Genomic DNA, 18523 nt, shown 5'->3' with positions numbered 1-18523 from the left:
CCTGATTTTACTTTCACGATTCACTGCTGGCGACATTTTTACTGATGGACGGATCGTGACGGTGAATCGAACTGCCGGCTCAGAAGCCGGGCATCAGTTCGGCGGGTCCGAAAACGCCGTACTCGCCGGCGCGATTCCGGCGCACGCCCGCTTTGAGGTAGCCCAGCGCGGGACCGTTGACGTTGGCTTCCATGCTCGTCTCGTCGCCGAGCTGGAACGTGTTGGTCGCCGTCTCGCCGTCGAAGGTCCGACCCGTGACCCGGACCGTGGTCGTCGTGGGCTTCTCGTCGCTGCGCACGTCGAGAATCCCGCCGACCTCGACGTCTTCGGCGTCGCAGATCCCGGCGCGCTCTAACAGAACGTCGTCGGCGTGTTCCATGTCCTCGAACTCGATGACGCCGTCGTGGTCGTCGATCACGGCTTCGATCTCCTCGTCGGACATCTCGCGGGCGGTTTCGATGTCGTACTCCGGGAGGTGTGCGATGTCCTCGCGGACGGTGCCGCGGTTGTCCTCGTAGCCGGACTTGAGGCCGACGCCCCACCAGATGTCGACCGATTCGACTTCGACGAACGACTGAGCGGCGAGCGCCGCCGCGCCGGTCAGCAGGCCGGGCGTCGCACCAGCGCCGCAGATGAACGTGATTCCCGCGTCCTCGAACGCCTCGCTGCGCTCGTCGAGCATCTCGATCACGCGCGATCGTTTGAGCACGTCGATCAGCACGCCCGAGTAGCCACCCTCGACGAATCGGTCCGCGGTCCGCGGGATGAAGTCGTGCTCGTAGTTCGGCAGGGCGAGCAACACGGCGTCGATGCCGTCGCCGTGATCGATGATCTCCTGGATGGGGTCCTCGCTGGGACGGGCCTGTTCGCTGGCGACGACGCCTCTGTCCTCGCCGTGCTGTTTGACGCCGCCCTCGCTCTCGGCTGCTGCGGTTCCCGTGCCGCCGTCCGTGGCGACCTCGTTGTCGATATTGCCCTCCGTCGCGGCCAGCAGTTCGTCAACGTCGAGTCCGTCGAAGTCGATGGCGACGCCGTGGCGATCACACGCCGCGACGGGGGTCAAGTGGTCCTTGTGCTGGCTGACCTCGAGCGCTCGTCGGCCGATACCTCCGGTTCCCAGTACTGCGAACGTAACGTCGTCCATTGTTGTCGGTAGTGTCGTCTCCAGGCGGTCGTCAGTCGATGCTGGTCAGTCGTCAGTCGGTTCGCCAGCCGCACTCGCCGTCGTCTCGGTCGACTCCGTGTCGACGCCGTGGCGGGCCTTGACCTCCTCGGGGTCGAACTCGTTGGCCTCGCGATTGGGCTCGAGGCCAGCCCGTTCGATGATCTCGATGTCCTCGCCGGGCGACTGGCCCTCGGTCGTCAGGTAATCGCCCGTCAGGATACCGTCGGCACCGGCCTCGAGGGGCAGGTGTTGCTCCTCGGGCGCGAGGTTGGCCTCGCGGCCGCCGGTCAGGCGCACGCGGGACTCGGGGTGGAGCAGTTTGTACACCGCGACCGTCTTGACGATCTCCTCGGTGGTGATGTCGACGCCCTGCTCGGCCAGCGGCGTCCCCGGAACGGGATTGAGCACGTTGACCGGCAGCGAGGAGACTCCGATCTCCTGCAGGGCGATGGCCGCCTCGACGCGGTCGGTCGGCGTCTCACCCATGCCGAGGATGACGCCGGCACAGAGGTCCATTCCGGCCTCCTTGGCGATCTCGAGGGTCTTCACCCGGTCCTCGAAGCTGTGGGTGTCGACGATCTCGGGGAAGTACCGCGGCGAGGTCTCGATGTTGTGGTTGTAGTGGTTGATCCCCTCCTCGACGAGGATCTCGGCTTCCTCCCCGGTGAGAATCCCGAGTGAGGCGTCGATCTCGAGGTCACACTCCTCGCGGACGAGGCGAATCGCGCGGATGACGTCGTCCCACTCGTCGGGACGGCGTTCCTTCGAAACGCCCTTCTCCGCGACGACGATCCCGAATCGCTGTGCGCCGTCGCGTTCGGCTCGCTTCGCGGCCTCGAGGATCCGCTCCGGCTCGAGGAAGTCGTAGGTGTCGATGCCGGTGTCGAAGTGGACCGACTGGGCACAGAAGCCACAGTCCTCGGCGCAGTTGCCGGCCTTCGCGTTGACGATCGAACAGGCGTCGACCGTCCCGTCACCGAAGTGATCGCGCACGGCCGCACCGGCCTCCGCGAGCACGTCGACCGGTTGTGCCAGCAACGCGAGCCCGTCGGTCCGGTCGAGTCGCTCGCCGGCGAACACCCGCTCGAGGGCGTCGTCGACCGTCGCGTTTCCAGTCTCGTAAACCACGTCCAATTGTGTGGTTGACGAGACCATAATGATTGTGGATGGTCGCGGCTCTTGCGAACCCCCGTGACGGATGGCAACCCCTCCATCCGCGTTCGGCGTGTTTCGATCGGAGGCACGCTCGAGAGACGCACCGGTCGGAAGACGCGGACGCGACTCGTTTCCGCCGTCCGCAATGGGTGAACGGTTTCTTTCCGTTCCACAATCTTTGAATATGGTGACATGGTATCGCGTCGTATGGTTGTCAGTATCTCGGAAGAGCACTTCGAGGACGTTCCGGACTTCGAGTACGAACCGCAGTACGTCGACGTCGGGGAGCTACGGATGGCGTACGTCGAAACCGACGGAGAGGGCGAGGAGACGTTCCTCTGTCTGCACGGCGAACCCACGTGGTCGTTCCTCTATCGCAAGATGATCCCCACCCTGGCCGAGCGTGGCCGCGTCGTCGTTCCAGACCTCATCGGCTGTGGTCGGTCGGATCGGTACGAGGACCCCGACGAGTACTCGGTCCGGATGCACTACGACGCGCTCCGAACGTTCGTCGAGGAACTCGATCTGACCGATATCACGCTCGTCTGCCAGGACTGGGGCGGCGTCCTCGGATTGGCGCTCGCCGCCCACCAGTCCGACCGGTTCGCGCGGCTGGTGCCGATGAACACCGGCGTCCCGGACGGCACCCAGGAGATGAGCGACCGGTGGCACGAGTTCGCCGAGATGGTGGCGACCGCAGAGGACCTCGATATCGGCAGACTCGTCCGCAACGGCTGCTACCGTGACCTCCCGGAGGAGGTCGTGGAGGCCTACCGCGCGCCGTTCCCCGACGAGCGATACATGGCCGCCGCGCGGACGTTCCCGGGCCTCGTTCCGACGTCGCCCGACGATCCCGGCGCGGAGCTGATGGCCGAAACCCAGGACCGTCTCGGCGAGTGGGAGAAACCCGCCTTCGTGCTGTTCGCGAGGGAGGATCCGATCACGTCCCACGATCGGGATCCGCTTCGTCATCACATTCCCACGGCGACCGACCAACCCGACGTCTGGATCGACGAGGCCGCACACTTCCTCCAGGAGGACGCCGGCGAGGAGATCGCCGACCACATCGTCGAGTTCGTCGATCGAACGCCCCTCGAGCGGATCGACTGACTGAGACCTCCCCCCGTCCTCGTTCCCCGTTCGTCACGCCGGAACCGATCACCCACCGCGGTCTCCATCCGCTAGTCGTTTCTCCCCGTTTGTGAATCGATGCTGGTGGAAAAACACACGATCGTTCACCCGGTGGACGGCGACGACGCCCCGTCGGCCGTTAGGCTCATATGTTCGATATCTCCCGGGAGATAACTGAAAATAATTCCAAAACTTGATTACGTGTGATAATGTAGTTTAACCGAACGAGTCCATGACCGACAGTACGAGCGACGAAAAATCGACGGACGGTGGGGTTGAGGTCGGCTCGAGCGCCGAAGAGCTATTCGGGGGGATAGACGAAGGGCCGTTCGAGACCGACGTCGAGCGTGGGGACGACGCGGACGACCGGGGGGAAGAACCCGACGAGGACGACGGGATCGAGGACCAGACAGCGGCCTCGGTCTTCGGCCAACTCAAGGACGACGTCGAGAGCGACGACACCGACGAGCTGCTCGAGGACGAGAGTCCCGAGGACATCATCGCCAGCGCGGACGAACCCGAGCCGGAGCTCGATCCGATCGACGAGGACCTCCGCGCCGACGAGGAGGAGCTCGCCGACCTCCTGTTGACCGGCCGAACGAAAGGCGAGGAGTTCCTCTGGATCGACCCGGCGGACGAGTCGAACGACGCGGCCGACGATACGGACACGACGACGGCGACGGACGTCTTTGGCGGGAACGAGACGCCCAAGGGTGCGACCGACGACGACGTCGCGAACGTGTTCGGGGACGATGAGGACGGCTGGACCGGCTCGAGCGACTCCGATACCGCCGACGAAACGGACTCGAACACCGATCGGATCGCCGACAACGACCGCGCGCCGGATCTGCCGATGCCCGGCGACGAGGCCGACGACGAAACGGGGGAGACGGACGTCGAGGCAAACGACGAGGCCGACGACGGCGACGTCGGACTCGACCTCGGGCGTCTCGAGTCGGACACCGACTCGGCGTCGCCGGAAGATACCGGATCCGCGACGGTCGATGACCCGACCGACGATACGACTGGTGGGGAGTCTGACGCCCTCGACTCCGGAACCGGTGCTGACGCCGACACCGGTACGGACGATACGGGAGACGCCGACGACGATTCGAGTCCCGGGTTCCTCCGTCGATTGCTCGGGAAGCTCTTCCCGTTCTAGACGCCTTGCAACCTGTCGGTCGTGGCCCCTGTGGTCACCCACTCGTTTTCGCTTCGACGCTCTCGATGTCGTTCGATAGAGCCGATAGCGACGCCCCTCGAACTCGAATCGAGCGACGATAGACCCTCACCGGGAGGCTGAACCCTGTCCACGAGCCGACGGACCGACGGCCCGAGGGTTACCGATCTGGATGCCACTCGAGGTCCGCAGATCGGACGGAGTACGACACCCCGCCACAGTTCGGACAGGTCGTCCCGCTTCCGGGTCCGAGGGGTCGATCGGGGATCGTGTGACGGTTACCGCAGTCGTCACAGACGATACTGACGGCCACAGTTACGGTACGACTGACGACCCCATCGACGTTCGGCCGGCCGCTGACGGCCGACCCGATCGACGACGGCGTCAGGCTTCGACGCCGTAGAGGAACTCGAGGGTCGCGTCGTTCTGCCTAGCGAGGTCGATCGCGGGCGTCAGTGTTTCCGCAGCGCCGTCCGAGCCGTCGACCGACGCCAGTACGGTCTCGTACACGCCGAGCAATGCGAGCGGGAGTCCGAATCCGCTGAGGGTGTAGGGATGCTGAACGGAAGAAATCGGGGAGAAAGACGGCCGAAACGTCGGTTCGTGACCCGCGATCGTCGCGGCTTTCGAGCTACCTTAACCCAGGAACTCCTCGATGTGGTCGGCGACCTCCTCGGGCGTGTCGCCGACGGGGACGCCCGCGTCGTTCAAGGCGTTGATCTTGCTCTCGGCGGTGCCGGTGCCGGAGCCGGAGACGATCGCGCCGGCGTGACCCATACGCTTGCCCGGCGGGGCCGTGCGGCCGGCGATGAAGCCGGCGACGGGCGTGTCGACGTGTTCGTCGATGTAGGCGGCGGCCTCTTCCTCGTCCTCGCCGCCGATCTCGCCGCACATGACGATCGCTTCGGTTTCGGGGTCGTTCTCGAACAGCTCGAGGGCGTCGATGAAGTCGGTGCCGATGATCGGGTCGCCGCCGATACCGATGGCGGTACTCTGACCGAGGCCGCGGTCGGTCAGGTTGTCGACCACCTGGTAGGTCAGCGTCCCCGAGCGGGAGACGAGCCCGACGTTCCCCTCGGAGAAGATGTTGCCGGGGAGGATGCCGAGCTTGGACTCGCCGGGCGTGATGAGACCGGGACAGTTCGGGCCGATCAGACGCGTGTCGGTCTCGGAGAGGCGCTTGTTGACCCGCGCCATGTCCTGGGTCGGGATCCCCTCCGTGATGGCGACGGCCAGATCGAGGTCCGTGTCCAGCGCCTCGAAGATGGCGTCGCCCGCGAACGCGGGCGGGACGAAGATGACCGACGTGTCGGCGTCTTCCTCTTCGACGGCCTCGTGGACCGTGTCGTAGACGGGAACGCCGGCGGCCTCCTGACCGCCCTTGCCCGGCACCGCACCCGCGACGACGTTGGTGCCGTACTCCATCATCTGTTCGGCGTGGAACTTGCCTTCCCCGCCGGTGATACCCTGTACCACGACGCGCGTGTCGTCGTCGACTAGAACGCTCATTATTCGTTCACCTCCTGGGCGTACTCGACAGTACGCTGGACCGCGTCCTCGAGGGTCTGTTCGACCGTCACGAGGTCCTCGTTCAGAATCTCCATCCCTTCCTCCCAGTTGGTGCCGGCCAGCCGGACCACGACCGGCTTGGGAATCTCGTCGAACGCCTCGAGGGCTTCGTTGATCCCGCGGGCGACCTCGTCGCCGCGCGTGATGCCGCCGAAGATGTTGAAGACGACGGCGTCGACGTTGTCGTCGGAGAAGACCATGTCGAGGGCGTTGGCGATCCGTTCGGCCTTCGCGCCGCCGCCGACGTCGAGGAAGTTGGCCGGCTCGCCGCCGTAGTGGTCGACGAGGTCGAGCGTCGTCATCACGAGCCCAGCGCCGTTGCCGATGATGCCGACGTTACCCGAGAGGCGGACGTAGTCGAAGCCGTACTCGTCGGCCTTCTGCTCGAGTTCGTCGCCGCCCGCCGCTTCCTCTTCCATCTCGGCGAGTTCGGGCTGGCGGAACAGCGCGTCCTCGTCGATGTTCATCACGGCGTCGGCCGCGATGACCTCGTCGTCGCTCGTGACCATCAGCGGGTTGATCTCGGCGTCGGAGCCGTCCCGGCTCTCCCAGAGGTCGTACAGCGTCATCAGGACGTTGGAGACGTCGCGCGCGACGGCCTGGTCGACGCCCGCGTCGTAGACGGCCTTGCGGGCCTGGTAGGGGTGCATGCCGAACGAGGGATCGATGTGCTCTCGAGCGATGGCGTCGGGGTCTTCCTCGGCGACTTCCTCGATGTTGACGCCACCCTTCGTCGAGACCATCGCGACCGGCTTCCCCTCCCCGCGGTCGAGGGTGATCCCGACGTACAGCTCGTTCACGAAGTCGACGGCCTCCTCGACGAGGACCCGATCGACGTGGTAGCCCTTGAGGTCCATGCCGAGGATCTCCTCGGCCGCCTCGCGGGCTTCGGCCTCGTCCTCGGCGAGTTTGATCCCGCCGGCCTTGCCGCGGCCACCGACCTGTACCTGCGCTTTGATGGCGACTGGATACCCGATCTCCTCGGCCGCGGCGACGGCGCCGTCGACGTCGGAGGCGAGTTCTGAGGCCGGCGTCGGGATGCCGGCGTCGGCGAAGACCTGCTTCGCCTGATACTCGTGAAGTTTCATAGCCATTCGAACGGCCGTTCCGACCTTGCTTAAATCCTGCCAGTTTCCACTCGCCACCGAGATCACCGAACGAGCGTCGGTTCCGCGCTCACATTTCGTACCGCCGGATTCGCGGACTCGTCACTGCCGTGAACACTCGCAACGTACTCGCGACGATTGTCCACGATCGTCCGCCTTTCGGGGCGAGGAGCGGCGGGAAGTGACCGCATAACGATATTTCCGCGGGCCGACCCCACGGGTCCGGCGAGACGAGCCGCCGGTCAGGCTTCGATCCTGGCCACGTCGAGAATGATCTGGTTGCGCGTGGTCTCGATCGCCTCGATCTCCCCGGCCAGCAGGAGTTCCGCGTCGGGCATCGCACCGATAGCGATGGCGTCGCCCTCGTCGAAATCGCGGATCGACTGCTGGAAGCGAATCCGCGCGCGACAGGCCTCCGGATGGTGGACGTTGGGGAAGCTGATCTCGTCGACGATCGCGTCCACGCGATCGAACTCGCGCGCGAGAACGGCCGTCTCCGGATCGTCGATCGCTTCCCGATCGAGGATGTCGAACGCGGTCGAGGTCGGTTCGTATCCCCCAGCGGGTCCGGGAATCCCTTCGACGAGGCCCAGATCCTTCAGGCTCGACATCTGGTTGCGTACGGTGCGTGGCTCGCGGTCGACCTCGCTCGCGATCGACTTCGCCGGTATCGGCGAGTCCTCCGCCTGATAGCGGTTGATGAGTACAGTTAAGATCCGATGTTGGCTACTGGTCAGCTCGATCCGTCCCATACACACCGTCAGGGGCGTCGGAACTTTATACCATGCGTTGTCTGCCGCAGAAACGCGTTCTGCCGCGCGTTCAGTTGTTCTGGATTGCCGGTTTCTCGGATCGTCGACTCGGACCTCGAGTCGCAGTCGGCCCCGTGCTCGAGTTCCCGGGTGATCCCCGTCGCTCCACAATGCACAAGGCCGTCGGTCCGCTACCGCCTAGCAGGCGGATGGCGTGTCGAATCGACAGGCGTAGGTTAGGGTTCCGCGGGTCGGGACTATCCCGTCCCGAGACGGGGCCCGACTGATGTGACCTCGACGCCCGGACGGGACGTGCCGGCCCTGCCGGCGAGCGTCCGCACGACCATCCTGTACGCCGTTCACAGCAACCTCTTCATCTCGCTGGCGACGGTTTCGGTCGCCGTGACGACCGCGCGGCTCGTCGGCCTCCCGCTCGAGCCGTTGCCGCTATTTCTGGTCTTCGCGGCGACGATGTTCGTCTACTCGATCAACCGGATCACCGACCTCGCGGAGGACGAACGGAACGTCCCCCGCCGGGCCGCGTTCACGAAGCGGTACGGCCGCCGCTGGCTCGCGCTCGGCGTGGCCCTCTACGTGCTCGCGATACTGGTGGCGGTCGCGGCCGGCGTCCCCGGTGCCGGCTACTTGCTGTTGCCGCTCGTAGCCGCGGTCCTCTACTCGATGGTTGGACTCAAGCGAGTCTTCCTCGTGAAAAACTGCTTCGTCGGCGCTGCCTGGGGGGTGATCCCGCTCGGGGTCGGCTACTACTACGACGTCCTCGCCTCCCCCGGGATCCTGTTTCTGGCTGCCTACGTGTTCGCGATGATCACCGTCGCCGCCGTCGTCTTCGACGTCAAGGACATCGAGGGCGACCGCGAGGAGGGTATCGCGACGGTCCCCATCGTCGTCGGTCCGCGCTGGACCCGGATCAGCGCCCAGGTCGCGAACGTCGCCATCGCGGCCGGGGTCGTCGCCGTCGTCGCTGCGGACCTCCTCGAGCCGTCGTTTCTCGTCGTCCTCGCGATGAACGCGTACGTCGCTACCTACATCCCGTTCGCGACGCCCGATCGCACGCCGCTTTACTACGGCTTCGTCGTCGACGGCGAACACGTATTTCTCGCCGCGGTCGTCCTCGTTGCGGACTGGCTGACCGTGCTCTAACCGGTCTACTGCTGCAGTCAGCCGTTACCGGAGCCATCGGAGCAGTCCGATCAGTCCGACGACGGCGGCGAACAGCCAGCCGACGACGATCCCGCCCACTACCAGTTGCAACACGAGTTCACGGCCTGCCGTTCCACTCCCGACGTCTGGCTCGAGCCACCCCGCTAGGCGGACGACGATACCGACCACGGTGAGACAGGCCAGAAGCACCAATCGGTTGCGGAGATATCGGCCGCTCAGGTAGTGCTCGCGGAGGTCGTCGGCGTCCATGAAGCGCTTGCGATCGAATACGACGGGCAGCTACTAATAGTTCCCTCGGCGTCGACGGCCGCTCTCGAGGTGACGAACCGGTCGATCCGTTCGTCCCCTCCTCAGTCGCGGTCGGTGTCGCTCCAGTCGCAGTCCTGGCACTTCCAGCCGGTAACGAACGCCGTCACCGACGGCATGTAGCCGACTGTCAACACCGAACCGCCGCACTCGGGGCAGTCCCGGTCGGCCTCCTCGATCGATTCGGCTTCCATCACCGGTTCGCCCTCGATCAGTTCCGCCAGCGACTCCGCGGTCACCATTCGGCCCTGAACGACTCGGTTATCGGACACGCCTCGATATCCGGGCCAGAGCCACCTAAGCGTTTTCGAGCCGGTTCGTTGGAACGGATCGGGACGAATGCAGTCGAACGATCGGTGAGCGCGGGACGATCCGCCTTCTCTCGGCTGATTGAATGGGCAACCGTCCAGATGATGGCTCAACGGAACGCCCTCGATGGACGTATGAACGATACTGTGGGTAAGTTTCAAGTACTCTCGACCACGTATTATCGAATACGACTATGGGAGATAATGTCACACTCGAGCGCGTCGAGGAGGTCCCGCCGGAGTCGCGCGTCTGCCACTACGACGAACTCGCCGAACCGGCGAAGGAGCGACTGCCGACGTTGATGGACGACGCCGAGACGTCGGTCGACGGGGCCGTCGTGGACGGCTTTCACGACTGCGATCTGGTGAAGTACACGGAGTACTACGCGGTCTCTACCCAGTAACTGGTTCTGCGCTCGAGACCGGTCGCATCGCGGGGATCCGTCGCCTGAGCGGTGTCGATGGGTCGGCGGAGTCGAGTGAGCAAGGAGAAACGTCGGGTCGCCGAAGCCGTCGTCAAACGAACGGACCTACTTGTTGTTCATCGCCTCGCTGGCGATGTTTCGGCCGCGGGGTTTCAGCGCGACCTCGCGGCGGACCCGGACCTCCTCGAGGACGTCGAGTTCGATCAGTCGTTCGTAGATCTCCTCGACCTCGTCGGTATCGATGTCGAGGAACTCCGGCACTTCGAACGGCGACACCCCCGAGTAGATCGCCATCAGCACCTCCTCTTCCTTCGAGGAGAGGTCGATCGACGAGGCGTTTTTCTCCGCGCCCTTGTCGAGGACAGACTTCAGGAGCGACGTGTTCTGTTTCGACCCCGAGATGTAGGTCTGGACGCTCGAGTCGTCTTCCGTGTGTTCGGCCTCGATAACCGGCCGATCGCTGCCGCGGATGGTGCGTTCGTCGGTCTCGACGGTGCCGACGTCGTCGACCTCGATTTGCACCAGTTTGCCGCTCTCGAGGGCGAAGTTCGCAACCCCCTCGTTGATCTTGACGCGAGCTTTCTGCCAGTCGGAGTCCTGAATGACGCCGCCTTTCACGGCGGGGTGTTTGATCAGGATGATCTCGCCGTCGAGAATGGCTCGCTGGATCTTGAGTTCGAACGCGTCGACCTCGTCCATCGAGACGAGGTAGACGTTGGGACCGTAGTTGACGCTGATGTAGTTCGACACCGTCGCGATCGCCTGGTTGACGTCGTATCGGCCCCTGATGGAGGAGATTTTCGACAGCGGTATCGTTTCCTTGCCGTCGTTACCGACGATCACCAGTCGCTTGTTCGAGAGGACGATCCGCCCGTTCGACCAACTCGTGTCCTGCAGTTTGCGGCCGTCACGGACGACCTGTGTGAACTTCCCGGTCACGTCGGCGAGTTTCTGCTCGGACTTGCTCATGCGAGATCACCACTCGGCGCGCCGACGCCGCCGAGTTTCGATAACGCGGAGAAGCCACGTTTTCGCAGCCGATCGTTCTCGGTCCTGTCGACGAACGACGAGATGCGATCCCGCGCCCGGTCGCCGCCGATCTTTCCGAGGACGAACAGCGCTTTCACGCGCATCTCGTCGTCGCGCATGTCGTCATCGAGGATGTCGAGTAACCGGTCCTCGAGGTCGCCCCCGTCGAGCAGCGCGAGGCTGGTGGCGGCGAACTTCGAGGTCATCTCGTCGTCGTCGGCCAGCGTCTCGATCAGCGCGTCCTGGGCGTTCGAGCGGTACTCGTCCCTGGCGATCCGTCCGAGCAGCCACGCCGCGTTCCGCCGCTGGGCCGTCTCGGTGCTGCGGTCGAGAATCTCGATCAGGGGTTCGACCGCCTCGCGTTCGTTCGCCTCGGCGAGTTCGTCGACGATCTTCTCGCGAACCTGGTGGCTCGCGTTGGCCGGGGCCTCCGAGAGCAACTGGACGAGCGAGAACATCGCCGTCCGCCTGACGGCGTCGGAGTCGTCGCTGAGTGCCCCCGCCAGGATCTCGACGGCCTCGGTACTGCCGAGTCGCCCGAGCGCGTCGACGGCGATGCGGCGCAACACCTCGTCCTCGTCGTCGGCGATGCTCGTCAGTTCCCCGAGGGCGTTGTTCGTCCCGATGTCCGCGAGGGCGTAGGCCACCTCGATCCGGACGTCGTACTTGTCCTCGTGGAGTTTGTCGGTCAGCGCGGGGACGCCTTCCGGCGATTCGATCCGGCCGAGCGCTCGAGCGACGCGTTTCCGGACGCGTGGATCCGGATCGTCGATGGCGTCGACCAGGGTCGAGACGACGTTGTTTTCGCCGATCCGACCCAGCCCCGTCGCGGCGGCCATCCGGAGTTCCGGAACGTCGGCGTCGAGTCCCTTGGCCAGGATCTGGGCCTTCTTCCAGGTGGCGACGTCGTCGATGTCGGTCCCCGACAGCTCCCCGATGAACTGCTCCAGGGCGTCCTGGCCGTACTGGTCGAGGGCGTCGATCGCCGCCGCTCGGACCTCGTCGTTCTCGTCGTCCTTGGCGACCTCGACGAGCGCGTCGACGACCTTCTTGCGGTCCCTCGGCTCGTCGGCCGCCTCGCTGTGGAGGCCGCCGAGTACGTCCGCTGCACGGCGGCGGATATCCGGGTTCGAACTCCGCTCGAGGTAGGTGACCAGCGAGTCGAAGTCCGCGTTTCGCTCGAGTTCGAATAGCGTCACCGCGCTCACCTCCTCCGGGAGCGGCCCCACGCTGACAGTGTCATAGTTTGGTGTTCGTTCGACTGATATTCACGGTTGCCCTTCACGTCCGGTTCGATCGTCTGTGCCACACTCGTGGTCGTCATACCGGGTGACCGGTGCCGTCATGTCAGGCGTCGTCCGAGTCGCCTTCGTTTTCGGCGTCGGTCGTGGTCGTCGCTTCCGCACCAGTGGTTGCGTTCTCGTCGCCGATCTCGATCTCGATCGACTCGTCGCGTTGCTCGGTGCTTTCCCCGTAATCGTCGGCCCGGATACGCCCGGCCGGCGGGTACTGCATCGATCCGACGATTTCGGCGAAGACCATGTCTTCGGTCACCTCGCCGTCCAGTTCTCGCCGAGCCCACCGGGCGTTCGCACCCCACCCTCCGACCTGGCCGTCGTACTCGTCGACGTTCTCGGGGTAGTACTCCGAGACGTCCTCGTCGTACGCGACGTTCTCGGTGTAGAGTTCCTCGAGGTCGGTGCCGTGGGCCACGATTTCGTCCCGAAACAGCCGGTAGATCCGTCTGACTTCCTCGTCGGATTCCGCCATGGTCTCGGCCTCGCTCTCGTAGAACAGGATCACCTCGTTCGTCTCGCTCTCGGCGTCCCCGCCAGGATCGTGGTAGAGTTCGTCGACGGTGATCCCGTTTTCCTCGAGCACGTAGTAGAACTCCTCGGGGGACGCGTCGGGTTCCTCGCCAGGCGGTTCCGGTTCGACCGCGACGCGGCCGCCCCCGACGGAAGCGATCGTGTTCAAACAGCCGGCCAGTCCACCGACCGACAGCGCCGTTGCAGTGCCGAGTAGCTGCCGACGACGCAATCCACTGCTCTCGTCGGTATCGTCACCGGGACGATCTGTTTGCGCGTCGGTCGAATACTCGGGAACGTCACGCATCGTTATGAAAGGGTCTCACCAGGGGGTGAAAAACGCGTCGGCCGTCCGGAGGCGAAACGCACTACCCCGTCCGGCGGCTAGCCCGAGCAACGGCGAGGTTTCGGAGTTGACTCCCCATGGATCCGTTCACGTTGCTCGGTATCGACGTCGCCCTGTTTCTCCTCATCGGCCTGCTGGCCGGTGCCCACTGTATCGGGATGTGTGGGCCGCTCGTGACCGTCTACGCGAGTCGGATGGAAGACGGCGGTGTCGGCACCGACGGCGGGACGCCGACCCGGAGCCGATCCGGCCGGTCGGGCCGGTCGAGCTATCTGACGACCTACGCCGTCCGCCAACACGCGTTGTTCAACCTCGGGCGGGCGGCGAGTTACACCGTGCTCGGGGCGGCGTTCGGCGCGCTCGGGGGTGCCCTGTTCGTGACGACGGCGGAGCTAACTCCCGTCGTCGAGAGCGTTCGCGGCGTGGTCGGGGTCCTCGTGGGCGGGTTCGTCTTCGTCACGGGCGCGTACTACCTGGGGGGCCGAATCTCGGGCGGCGGGATCTCGCTGCCCGGTCTCGAGCGCGTCACCGGCTGGCTCACCGGCCACGTCGACCGGCTGGCGAACGGTCCCGGTATCGTGGGACTGGGCGCGCTGCACGGACTGTTGCCGTGTCCGGTCCTCTACCCGGCCTACCTCTACGCGTTCACGATCGGCTCGCCGACGGGCGGTGCGATCGCGCTGGCCGCGCTCGGGATCGGGACGATCCCGGCCGTCTTCGCCTACGGGACGCTGATCGAGAGCGTCGACGTCGCCCACCGACGACGGCTCCACCGACTGCTGGGCGTCGCGTTCGTCGTCCTCGGCTACGTCCTGCTCGCCCACGGACTGATGAGCCTGGGAATCGACGTCCCGCACCCGGAACTGCCGTTCTACGACGGCCTCGACGTGCCGGGGATGGACGGCGGCCACGACCACTGACGACCGCGCTCGAACGAACGGAACCGCACGGAACGTAACCTACCACAAACCGATGACCGACGAACACGCGACCGAGACGGGCTGTACGCTCTGTGATCTCCCGGTAGCGGGAAGCGGCGTCACCGCCGACGGCAACGAGTTCTGTTGTGTCGGCTGTCGCGACGTCTACGAGGTCCTCGGCGACGTCGAGGACGTCGACGCCGAGGACGTCCGCCGCACGCGACGGGCGGACGAGGAACCCGAGGACCAGGAGCGTCCACCCGGTCACGAGACGACGTTCCTCGAGGTCGACGGGATGTACTGTGCGACCTGCGAGGCGTTCATCGAGTCGGTCGCGACCGCGACCGACGGCGTCAGCGACGCGCGCTCGAGTTACGTGACCGAGACGGTCCGGATCGACCACGATCCGGACGCGGTGTCGGTCGAAGACCTGAAAGACCGTATCAGCGGCCTCGGCTACAGCGCCTACGACCGGGACGACACCTTCAGCAGGCGTCAGGCGGACAACTGGGAGATGGCTCGCCTCGCCGTCGGCGTCCTGATGGGGATGATGGTGATGCTCCAGTACGTCGTCATCATCTACCCCACCTACTTCGGCGAGTGGGTCTACGACGAGCGGACGATGGAGTTCTTCGAGGCGACGCTGGCGAGCGACCTCGCGACGCCGTTTTACCTGATGATCGCCGCGCTGACGACGATCATCCTCGCGTTTACGGGGAAACCGATCCTCCAGGGCGCGTACGTCGCGCTCCGGACGCGCTCGCCGAACATGGACCTGCTCATCGCCGTCGCGGCCGTCGGGCCGTGGCTCTACAGCACCATCTCCATCGTCGTCGGCGGGCCGCACATCTTCTACGACGTGACCGTCGCGGTCGTGGTCGTCGTCACCGTCGGGAACTACTACGAGTCCTCGCTCAAGGGCGAGGCCGTCGAACGCCTCTCGGACCTGACCAGCGTTCAGGTCGACGAGGCCCGCCGGATCGGCCCCGACGGGGAGCCCGAGACCGTCGGCATCGACGACCTCGAGGCGGACGACGAGGTGATCGTCCGGGCAGGCGAGCGGATCCCGGTCGACGGCGACGTCGTCGACGGCGAGGCGGCGATCGACGAGGCGGTCGTCACCGGCGAATCCCTGCCGGTCACGAAGGGGGTCGGCGATCCCGTCGTCGGCGGATCGATGGTCGAGGACGGCGCGATCACCGTCCGCGTCGGCGAGGACGCCACCAGCACGCTCGACCGGATCACGGAACTCGTCTGGGACCTCCAGAGCACCAGCGGGGGCGTCCAGAAGCTCGCCGACAAACTCGCGACGATCTTCGTCCCCGTCGTGCTCTCGCTCGCGGTCCTCGTCACGGTCGCCTATCTCGCCCTCGGCGCTGGACTCGCCGACGCCCTGCTCGTCGGGCTGACGGTCGTCATCGTCTCCTGTCCCTGCGCGCTCGGGCTGGCGACCCCGATGGCCGTCGCCGCCGGCATCCGCGACGCCCTGGAACGCTCGATCGTCGTCTTCGACGACAGCGTCTTCGAGCGCATCCGCGAGGCCGACACCGTCGTCTTCGACAAGACCGGCACCATCACGACCGGCGACATGACCGTCGTCGAGACCGACTGCGACCACGCCCTGCTCGAGCGTGCCGCCCTGCTCGAGGCGCAGTCGGCCCACCCGATCGGACGGGCGATCGCCGATGCCCGACCGGCCGACGACCTCGACCCAGTCGCCGACGGTGGTGCCGTCGACGCGACTGCCGACTCAGAGGGAGCTACCACGAGCGACGACGATCCCGCGGACGACGACCGCGTCGAGGAGTTCGAGAGCCACCGTAACGGCGTCGCCGGGATCGTCGACGGCGAGCGAATCGTCGTCGGCCACCCCGACCTGTTCCGCGACCTCGGGTGGCGGGTTCCCGACGCCATCGAGCGGACGATCGCCGAGCGCCGCGAGACGGGACGAGTTCCGATCGCGGTCGGGCGGGACGGCGCTGCGGAGGGGGTCGTCGTCGTCGGCGACGAACTCCGCGAGGGGTGGGACGAGACGCTCTCGGCCATCGCCGCAACGGAGACCGAGGTGGTCGTCCTGACCGGCGACGACGAACGGGCGACCGGGCGTCTCCGGGAGCACTCGGCCGTCGATCGGGTCTTCGCCGGCGTTCCGCCGGAAGGGAAGGCCGAGACGATCGACCGGCTCAAGGGCCGCGGACAGACGGTGATGGTCGGCGACGGGACGAACGACGCGCCCGCGCTCGCGACGGCGGACCTGGGAATCGCCCTCGGTGGTGGCACGGCGATGGCCGCCGACGCGGCCGACGTCGCGCTCGTCGACGACGACCTCGCCTCGGTCGAAACGGTCTTCGACCTGGCCCGCGCCACCGACCGCCGCGTCAAGGGCAACGTCGGCTGGGCGTTCTGTTACAACGCGATTGCGATCCCGCTGGCGGTCACGGGCCTGTTCAACCCGTTGCTGGCGGCGCTCGCGATGGCCGGCAGCAGCATTCTCGTCGTTACGAACTCGTCGCGGCCGCTGCTCGAGGAGTGACCGCTCCGTCGTCCGTCGCCTCTACTTCCCCGTGGGCCAGCCGTCGATCCCCGTGACAATTCCGCTGTGCGTGTACAGGTCAGTACACTAATTGATCTCCGACTCGTAGCCGGCGGCATGTCCGGTAGTATCGACGGCGAGTGGCTCTCCGACAATCCGGCGTTGACCGCGCTCGCAGCCGTCAGCGCCGTGTTGGGGCTGCTGGTCATTCTCCCCTATCTCCAGTACGTGTTGCTCGGGGTCGTCCTCGCGTACATTCTCATGCCCGCGCAGCGACGCCTCGAGCGTCTCGTCGGCTCGATGGTCGCCGCGCTCACGCTCGTCGCCGTGGCGATCCTCACCATTTTGCTCCCGCTCGCGTACGTCCTCGCGATCGCGATCCGTGAGGCGTTCGACGTCGTGGCGGCCCTCCAGAACGGCGAACTCGACGTCGGCGCGATCGAAGCCCAGCTCGAGTCGACGGGCTACAGCGTCGACCTGGTCGAACTGTACGAGAACTACCAGGACCCGATCGCGACCGGCTTACAGGGGATCGCGACGCGGACGGTGGAGTTCGCGGGCGGTCTCCCGTCGCTGTTTATCGGTATCACGGTGACGCTGTTCGTCCTCTTCTCGCTGTTGCGTGACGGGGACGCCCTCGTCGCGTGGTTCCAGCAGGTGCTCCCGATCGAGGACGACGTCCAGCTGGAACTGCGGCGGAAACTCGATCGACTCATGTGGGCCTCGGTCGTCGGCAACGTCGCCGTCGCCGGCGTCCAGGCGATCCTGCTCGGAATCGGGTTGTTCCTGCTCGACGTCCCGGCGGTGGTCTTTCTCACCGTGGCGACGTTCGTGCTCGCGTTGCTCCCGCTCGTGGGCGCGTTCGGCGTCTGGATCCCGGTCACGCTCTACCTGCTGGCGACCGGATCGATAGGAGCCGCCGTGATCCTCGTTCTCTACGGCTCGCTCGTCAGCGCCTCCGACACCTACCTCCGGCCGGCGCTGATCGGCCGCTCGAGCGCGTTCAACTCCGCGATCGTCGTCGTCGGTATCTTCGGCGGTCTCGTCGTCTTCGGGGCCGTCGGTCTGTTCATCGGCCCGGTCGTTCTCGGCGGCGCGAAGGTCACGCTCGACGTGTTCGCTCGAGAACGGCGCAACGGGATGGCTCGCCCCCAAGCCGACGCCGAGGAACCCGCCGTCGAGACGGATCCGGACACCGGAATCGGCGCGCCCGAGGGTGCCTCCGAAGGCGTCGCGGACGGATCGGACCCACGTGTAGCCACTGACGACCCGAACGACGATTCGGACGCACAACGTTCGGCGGACGATTCGATCGAAGAATCCGACGGCGACAGCGGTATCGCGGGCGACGAATCGCGATCCGACGAGTCCCCGGATCGGAACGGCGGTCACGGGGACGCGAGCGGTCAGTAAGAACGACCGTCCGGACGGATGCGGGTCCCTCACGTTGCCGGCGTATCGGCGGGACTTCGGGGGCGGTTTGGATACGAACTCGTGACGCGATCCGTGACATTCTGAGTACAGAAGGGGTGTGTTCATTACCCCCTGGCAACTACGGGTGGATATCGAGTCGCGGTCGACCTGTCGGGTATCGCGGACGGGTCGCGT

18 protein-coding genes are annotated in these 18523 nt (G+C 65.9%); 7 read left to right on the top strand and 11 right to left on the bottom strand.

All coding sequences use genetic code 11. The features are described 5' to 3' along the window. Positions 1-79: 79 nt before the first annotated feature. Complete coding sequence (locus TX79_RS09690; protein ID WP_049927243.1) at positions 80-1144, bottom strand: hypothetical protein; 1065 nt, start codon at positions 1142-1144, stop codon at positions 80-82. Positions 1145-1189: 45 nt separating this feature from the next. Continuing rightward, complete coding sequence (gene bioB / locus TX79_RS09685; protein WP_049927242.1) at positions 1190-2293, bottom strand: biotin synthase BioB; 1104 nt, start codon at positions 2291-2293, stop codon at positions 1190-1192. Between the two features lie 234 nt (positions 2294-2527). On the opposite strand from bioB, the gene TX79_RS09680 reads away from it, so the two are divergent. Both TX79_RS09680 and TX79_RS09675 read left to right on the top strand, forming a co-directional pair. After that, positions 2528-3430 carry a haloalkane dehalogenase gene (locus TX79_RS09680; protein ID WP_049927241.1) on the top strand — a complete coding sequence of 301 codons (903 nt, stop codon included), beginning with the start codon at positions 2528-2530 and terminating at the stop codon, positions 3428-3430. A gap of 253 nt (positions 3431-3683) precedes the next feature. Further along, positions 3684-4613, top strand: coding sequence for a hypothetical protein (locus tag TX79_RS09675; RefSeq protein WP_049927240.1), 930 nt, complete (start codon positions 3684-3686; stop codon positions 4611-4613). Between the two features lie 402 nt (positions 4614-5015). On the opposite strand, the gene TX79_RS19670 is transcribed toward TX79_RS09675, so the two are convergent. The 4 genes from TX79_RS19670 to TX79_RS09660 form a co-directional block, all read right to left on the bottom strand. Beyond that, positions 5016-5141: a universal stress protein gene (locus TX79_RS19670; RefSeq protein WP_195892483.1), complete on the bottom strand. Its 126-nt coding sequence runs from the start codon at positions 5139-5141 to the stop codon at positions 5016-5018. A 126-nt stretch (positions 5142-5267) separates the two neighbouring features. Next, positions 5268-6140 (bottom strand): succinate--CoA ligase subunit alpha, encoded by an 873-nt coding sequence (sucD, locus tag TX79_RS09670; protein WP_049927239.1) that lies wholly within the window; start codon positions 6138-6140, stop codon positions 5268-5270. Next, entirely contained in the window at positions 6140-7288 is a 1149-nt protein-coding gene (gene sucC, locus TX79_RS09665) for an ADP-forming succinate--CoA ligase subunit beta (protein ID WP_049927238.1), read from the bottom strand. Before sucC ends, sucD begins: the two co-directional genes overlap by 1 nt. A 260-nt stretch (positions 7289-7548) precedes the next feature. Beyond that, positions 7549-8058 carry an Rrf2 family transcriptional regulator gene (locus TX79_RS09660; protein ID WP_049927237.1) on the bottom strand — a complete coding sequence of 170 codons (510 nt, stop codon included), beginning with the start codon at positions 8056-8058 and terminating at the stop codon, positions 7549-7551. A 312-nt stretch (positions 8059-8370) separates the two neighbouring features. Between TX79_RS09660 and TX79_RS09655 the strand changes: the two genes are divergently transcribed. Further along, positions 8371-9219 carry a UbiA family prenyltransferase gene (locus TX79_RS09655; RefSeq protein WP_230198590.1) on the top strand — a complete coding sequence of 283 codons (849 nt, stop codon included), beginning with the start codon at positions 8371-8373 and terminating at the stop codon, positions 9217-9219. Positions 9220-9243: 24 nt separating this feature from the next. On the opposite strand, the gene TX79_RS09650 is transcribed toward TX79_RS09655, so the two are convergent. Continuing rightward, complete coding sequence (locus TX79_RS09650) at positions 9244-9489, bottom strand: hypothetical protein (protein ID WP_049927235.1); 246 nt, start codon at positions 9487-9489, stop codon at positions 9244-9246. A gap of 101 nt (positions 9490-9590) precedes the next feature. After that, entirely contained in the window at positions 9591-9818 is a 228-nt protein-coding gene (locus TX79_RS09645) for a DUF5795 family protein (RefSeq protein ID WP_049927234.1), read from the bottom strand. A gap of 230 nt (positions 9819-10048) precedes the next feature. Between TX79_RS09645 and TX79_RS09640 the strand changes: the two genes are divergently transcribed. Next, positions 10049-10258, top strand: a complete 210-nt coding sequence (locus TX79_RS09640) for a hypothetical protein (protein WP_049927233.1) — start codon at positions 10049-10051, stop codon at positions 10256-10258. 126 nt (positions 10259-10384) lie between these two features. Here the strand turns inward: TX79_RS09640 and TX79_RS09635 are convergent, their stop codons facing one another. The 3 genes from TX79_RS09635 to TX79_RS09625 form a co-directional block, all read right to left on the bottom strand. Then, positions 10385-11248, bottom strand: a complete 864-nt coding sequence (locus TX79_RS09635) for a CheF family chemotaxis protein (protein WP_049927232.1) — start codon at positions 11246-11248, stop codon at positions 10385-10387. Further along, a complete protein-coding gene (locus tag TX79_RS09630; protein ID WP_049928348.1) occupies positions 11245-12507 on the bottom strand; it encodes a HEAT repeat domain-containing protein in 1263 nt (420 codons plus the stop codon). The genes TX79_RS09635 and TX79_RS09630 overlap by 4 nt, the downstream gene beginning before the upstream one ends. A gap of 148 nt (positions 12508-12655) precedes the next feature. Continuing rightward, a complete protein-coding gene (locus TX79_RS09625; RefSeq protein ID WP_049927231.1) occupies positions 12656-13423 on the bottom strand; it encodes a hypothetical protein in 768 nt (255 codons plus the stop codon). Between the two features lie 116 nt (positions 13424-13539). Between TX79_RS09625 and TX79_RS09620 the strand changes: the two genes are divergently transcribed. From TX79_RS09620 to TX79_RS09610, 3 genes are all read left to right on the top strand, one after another. Then, positions 13540-14382, top strand: a complete 843-nt coding sequence (locus TX79_RS09620) for a sulfite exporter TauE/SafE family protein (RefSeq protein WP_049927230.1) — start codon at positions 13540-13542, stop codon at positions 14380-14382. A 52-nt stretch (positions 14383-14434) separates the two neighbouring features. After that, positions 14435-16915: a heavy metal translocating P-type ATPase gene (locus TX79_RS09615; RefSeq protein ID WP_049927229.1), complete on the top strand. Its 2481-nt coding sequence runs from the start codon at positions 14435-14437 to the stop codon at positions 16913-16915. A gap of 117 nt (positions 16916-17032) precedes the next feature. Continuing rightward, on the top strand, positions 17033-18328 hold the full coding sequence (locus TX79_RS09610; protein ID WP_049927228.1) for an AI-2E family transporter: 1296 nt from the start codon (positions 17033-17035) through the stop codon (positions 18326-18328). The last annotated feature ends 195 nt before the right edge of the window (positions 18329-18523 follow it).

Source organism: Halopiger goleimassiliensis (assembly GCF_000455345.1).
Taxonomy (GTDB): Archaea; Halobacteriota; Halobacteria; order Halobacteriales; family Natrialbaceae; genus Halopiger_A; species Halopiger_A goleimassiliensis.
This window is presented reverse-complemented; position numbering and strand designations above follow the sequence as displayed.

What these genes read in the sequence shown, in the direction of transcription:
- TX79_RS09660 (WP_049927237.1), bottom strand. Translation starts at nt 8,058, where the DNA reads ATGGGACGGATCGAGCTGACCAGTAGCCAACATCGGATCTTAACTGTA.
- sucC (WP_049927238.1), bottom strand. Translation starts at nt 7,288, where the DNA reads ATGAAACTTCACGAGTATCAGGCGAAGCAGGTCTTCGCCGACGCCGGC.
- TX79_RS09690 (WP_049927243.1), bottom strand. Translation starts at nt 1,144, where the DNA reads ATGGACGACGTTACGTTCGCAGTACTGGGAACCGGAGGTATCGGCCGA.
- TX79_RS09610 (WP_049927228.1), top strand. Translation starts at nt 17,033, where the DNA reads ATGTCCGGTAGTATCGACGGCGAGTGGCTCTCCGACAATCCGGCGTTG.
- sucD (WP_049927239.1), bottom strand. Translation starts at nt 6,140, where the DNA reads ATGAGCGTTCTAGTCGACGACGACACGCGCGTCGTGGTACAGGGTATC.
- TX79_RS09680 (WP_049927241.1), top strand. Translation starts at nt 2,528, where the DNA reads ATGGTTGTCAGTATCTCGGAAGAGCACTTCGAGGACGTTCCGGACTTC.
- TX79_RS09615 (WP_049927229.1), top strand. Translation starts at nt 14,435, where the DNA reads ATGACCGACGAACACGCGACCGAGACGGGCTGTACGCTCTGTGATCTC.
- TX79_RS09625 (WP_049927231.1), bottom strand. Translation starts at nt 13,423, where the DNA reads ATGCGTGACGTTCCCGAGTATTCGACCGACGCGCAAACAGATCGTCCC.
- TX79_RS09640 (WP_049927233.1), top strand. Translation starts at nt 10,049, where the DNA reads ATGGGAGATAATGTCACACTCGAGCGCGTCGAGGAGGTCCCGCCGGAG.
- TX79_RS09675 (WP_049927240.1), top strand. Translation starts at nt 3,684, where the DNA reads ATGACCGACAGTACGAGCGACGAAAAATCGACGGACGGTGGGGTTGAG.
- TX79_RS09620 (WP_049927230.1), top strand. Translation starts at nt 13,540, where the DNA reads ATGGATCCGTTCACGTTGCTCGGTATCGACGTCGCCCTGTTTCTCCTC.
- TX79_RS09650 (WP_049927235.1), bottom strand. Translation starts at nt 9,489, where the DNA reads ATGGACGCCGACGACCTCCGCGAGCACTACCTGAGCGGCCGATATCTC.
- TX79_RS09635 (WP_049927232.1), bottom strand. Translation starts at nt 11,248, where the DNA reads ATGAGCAAGTCCGAGCAGAAACTCGCCGACGTGACCGGGAAGTTCACA.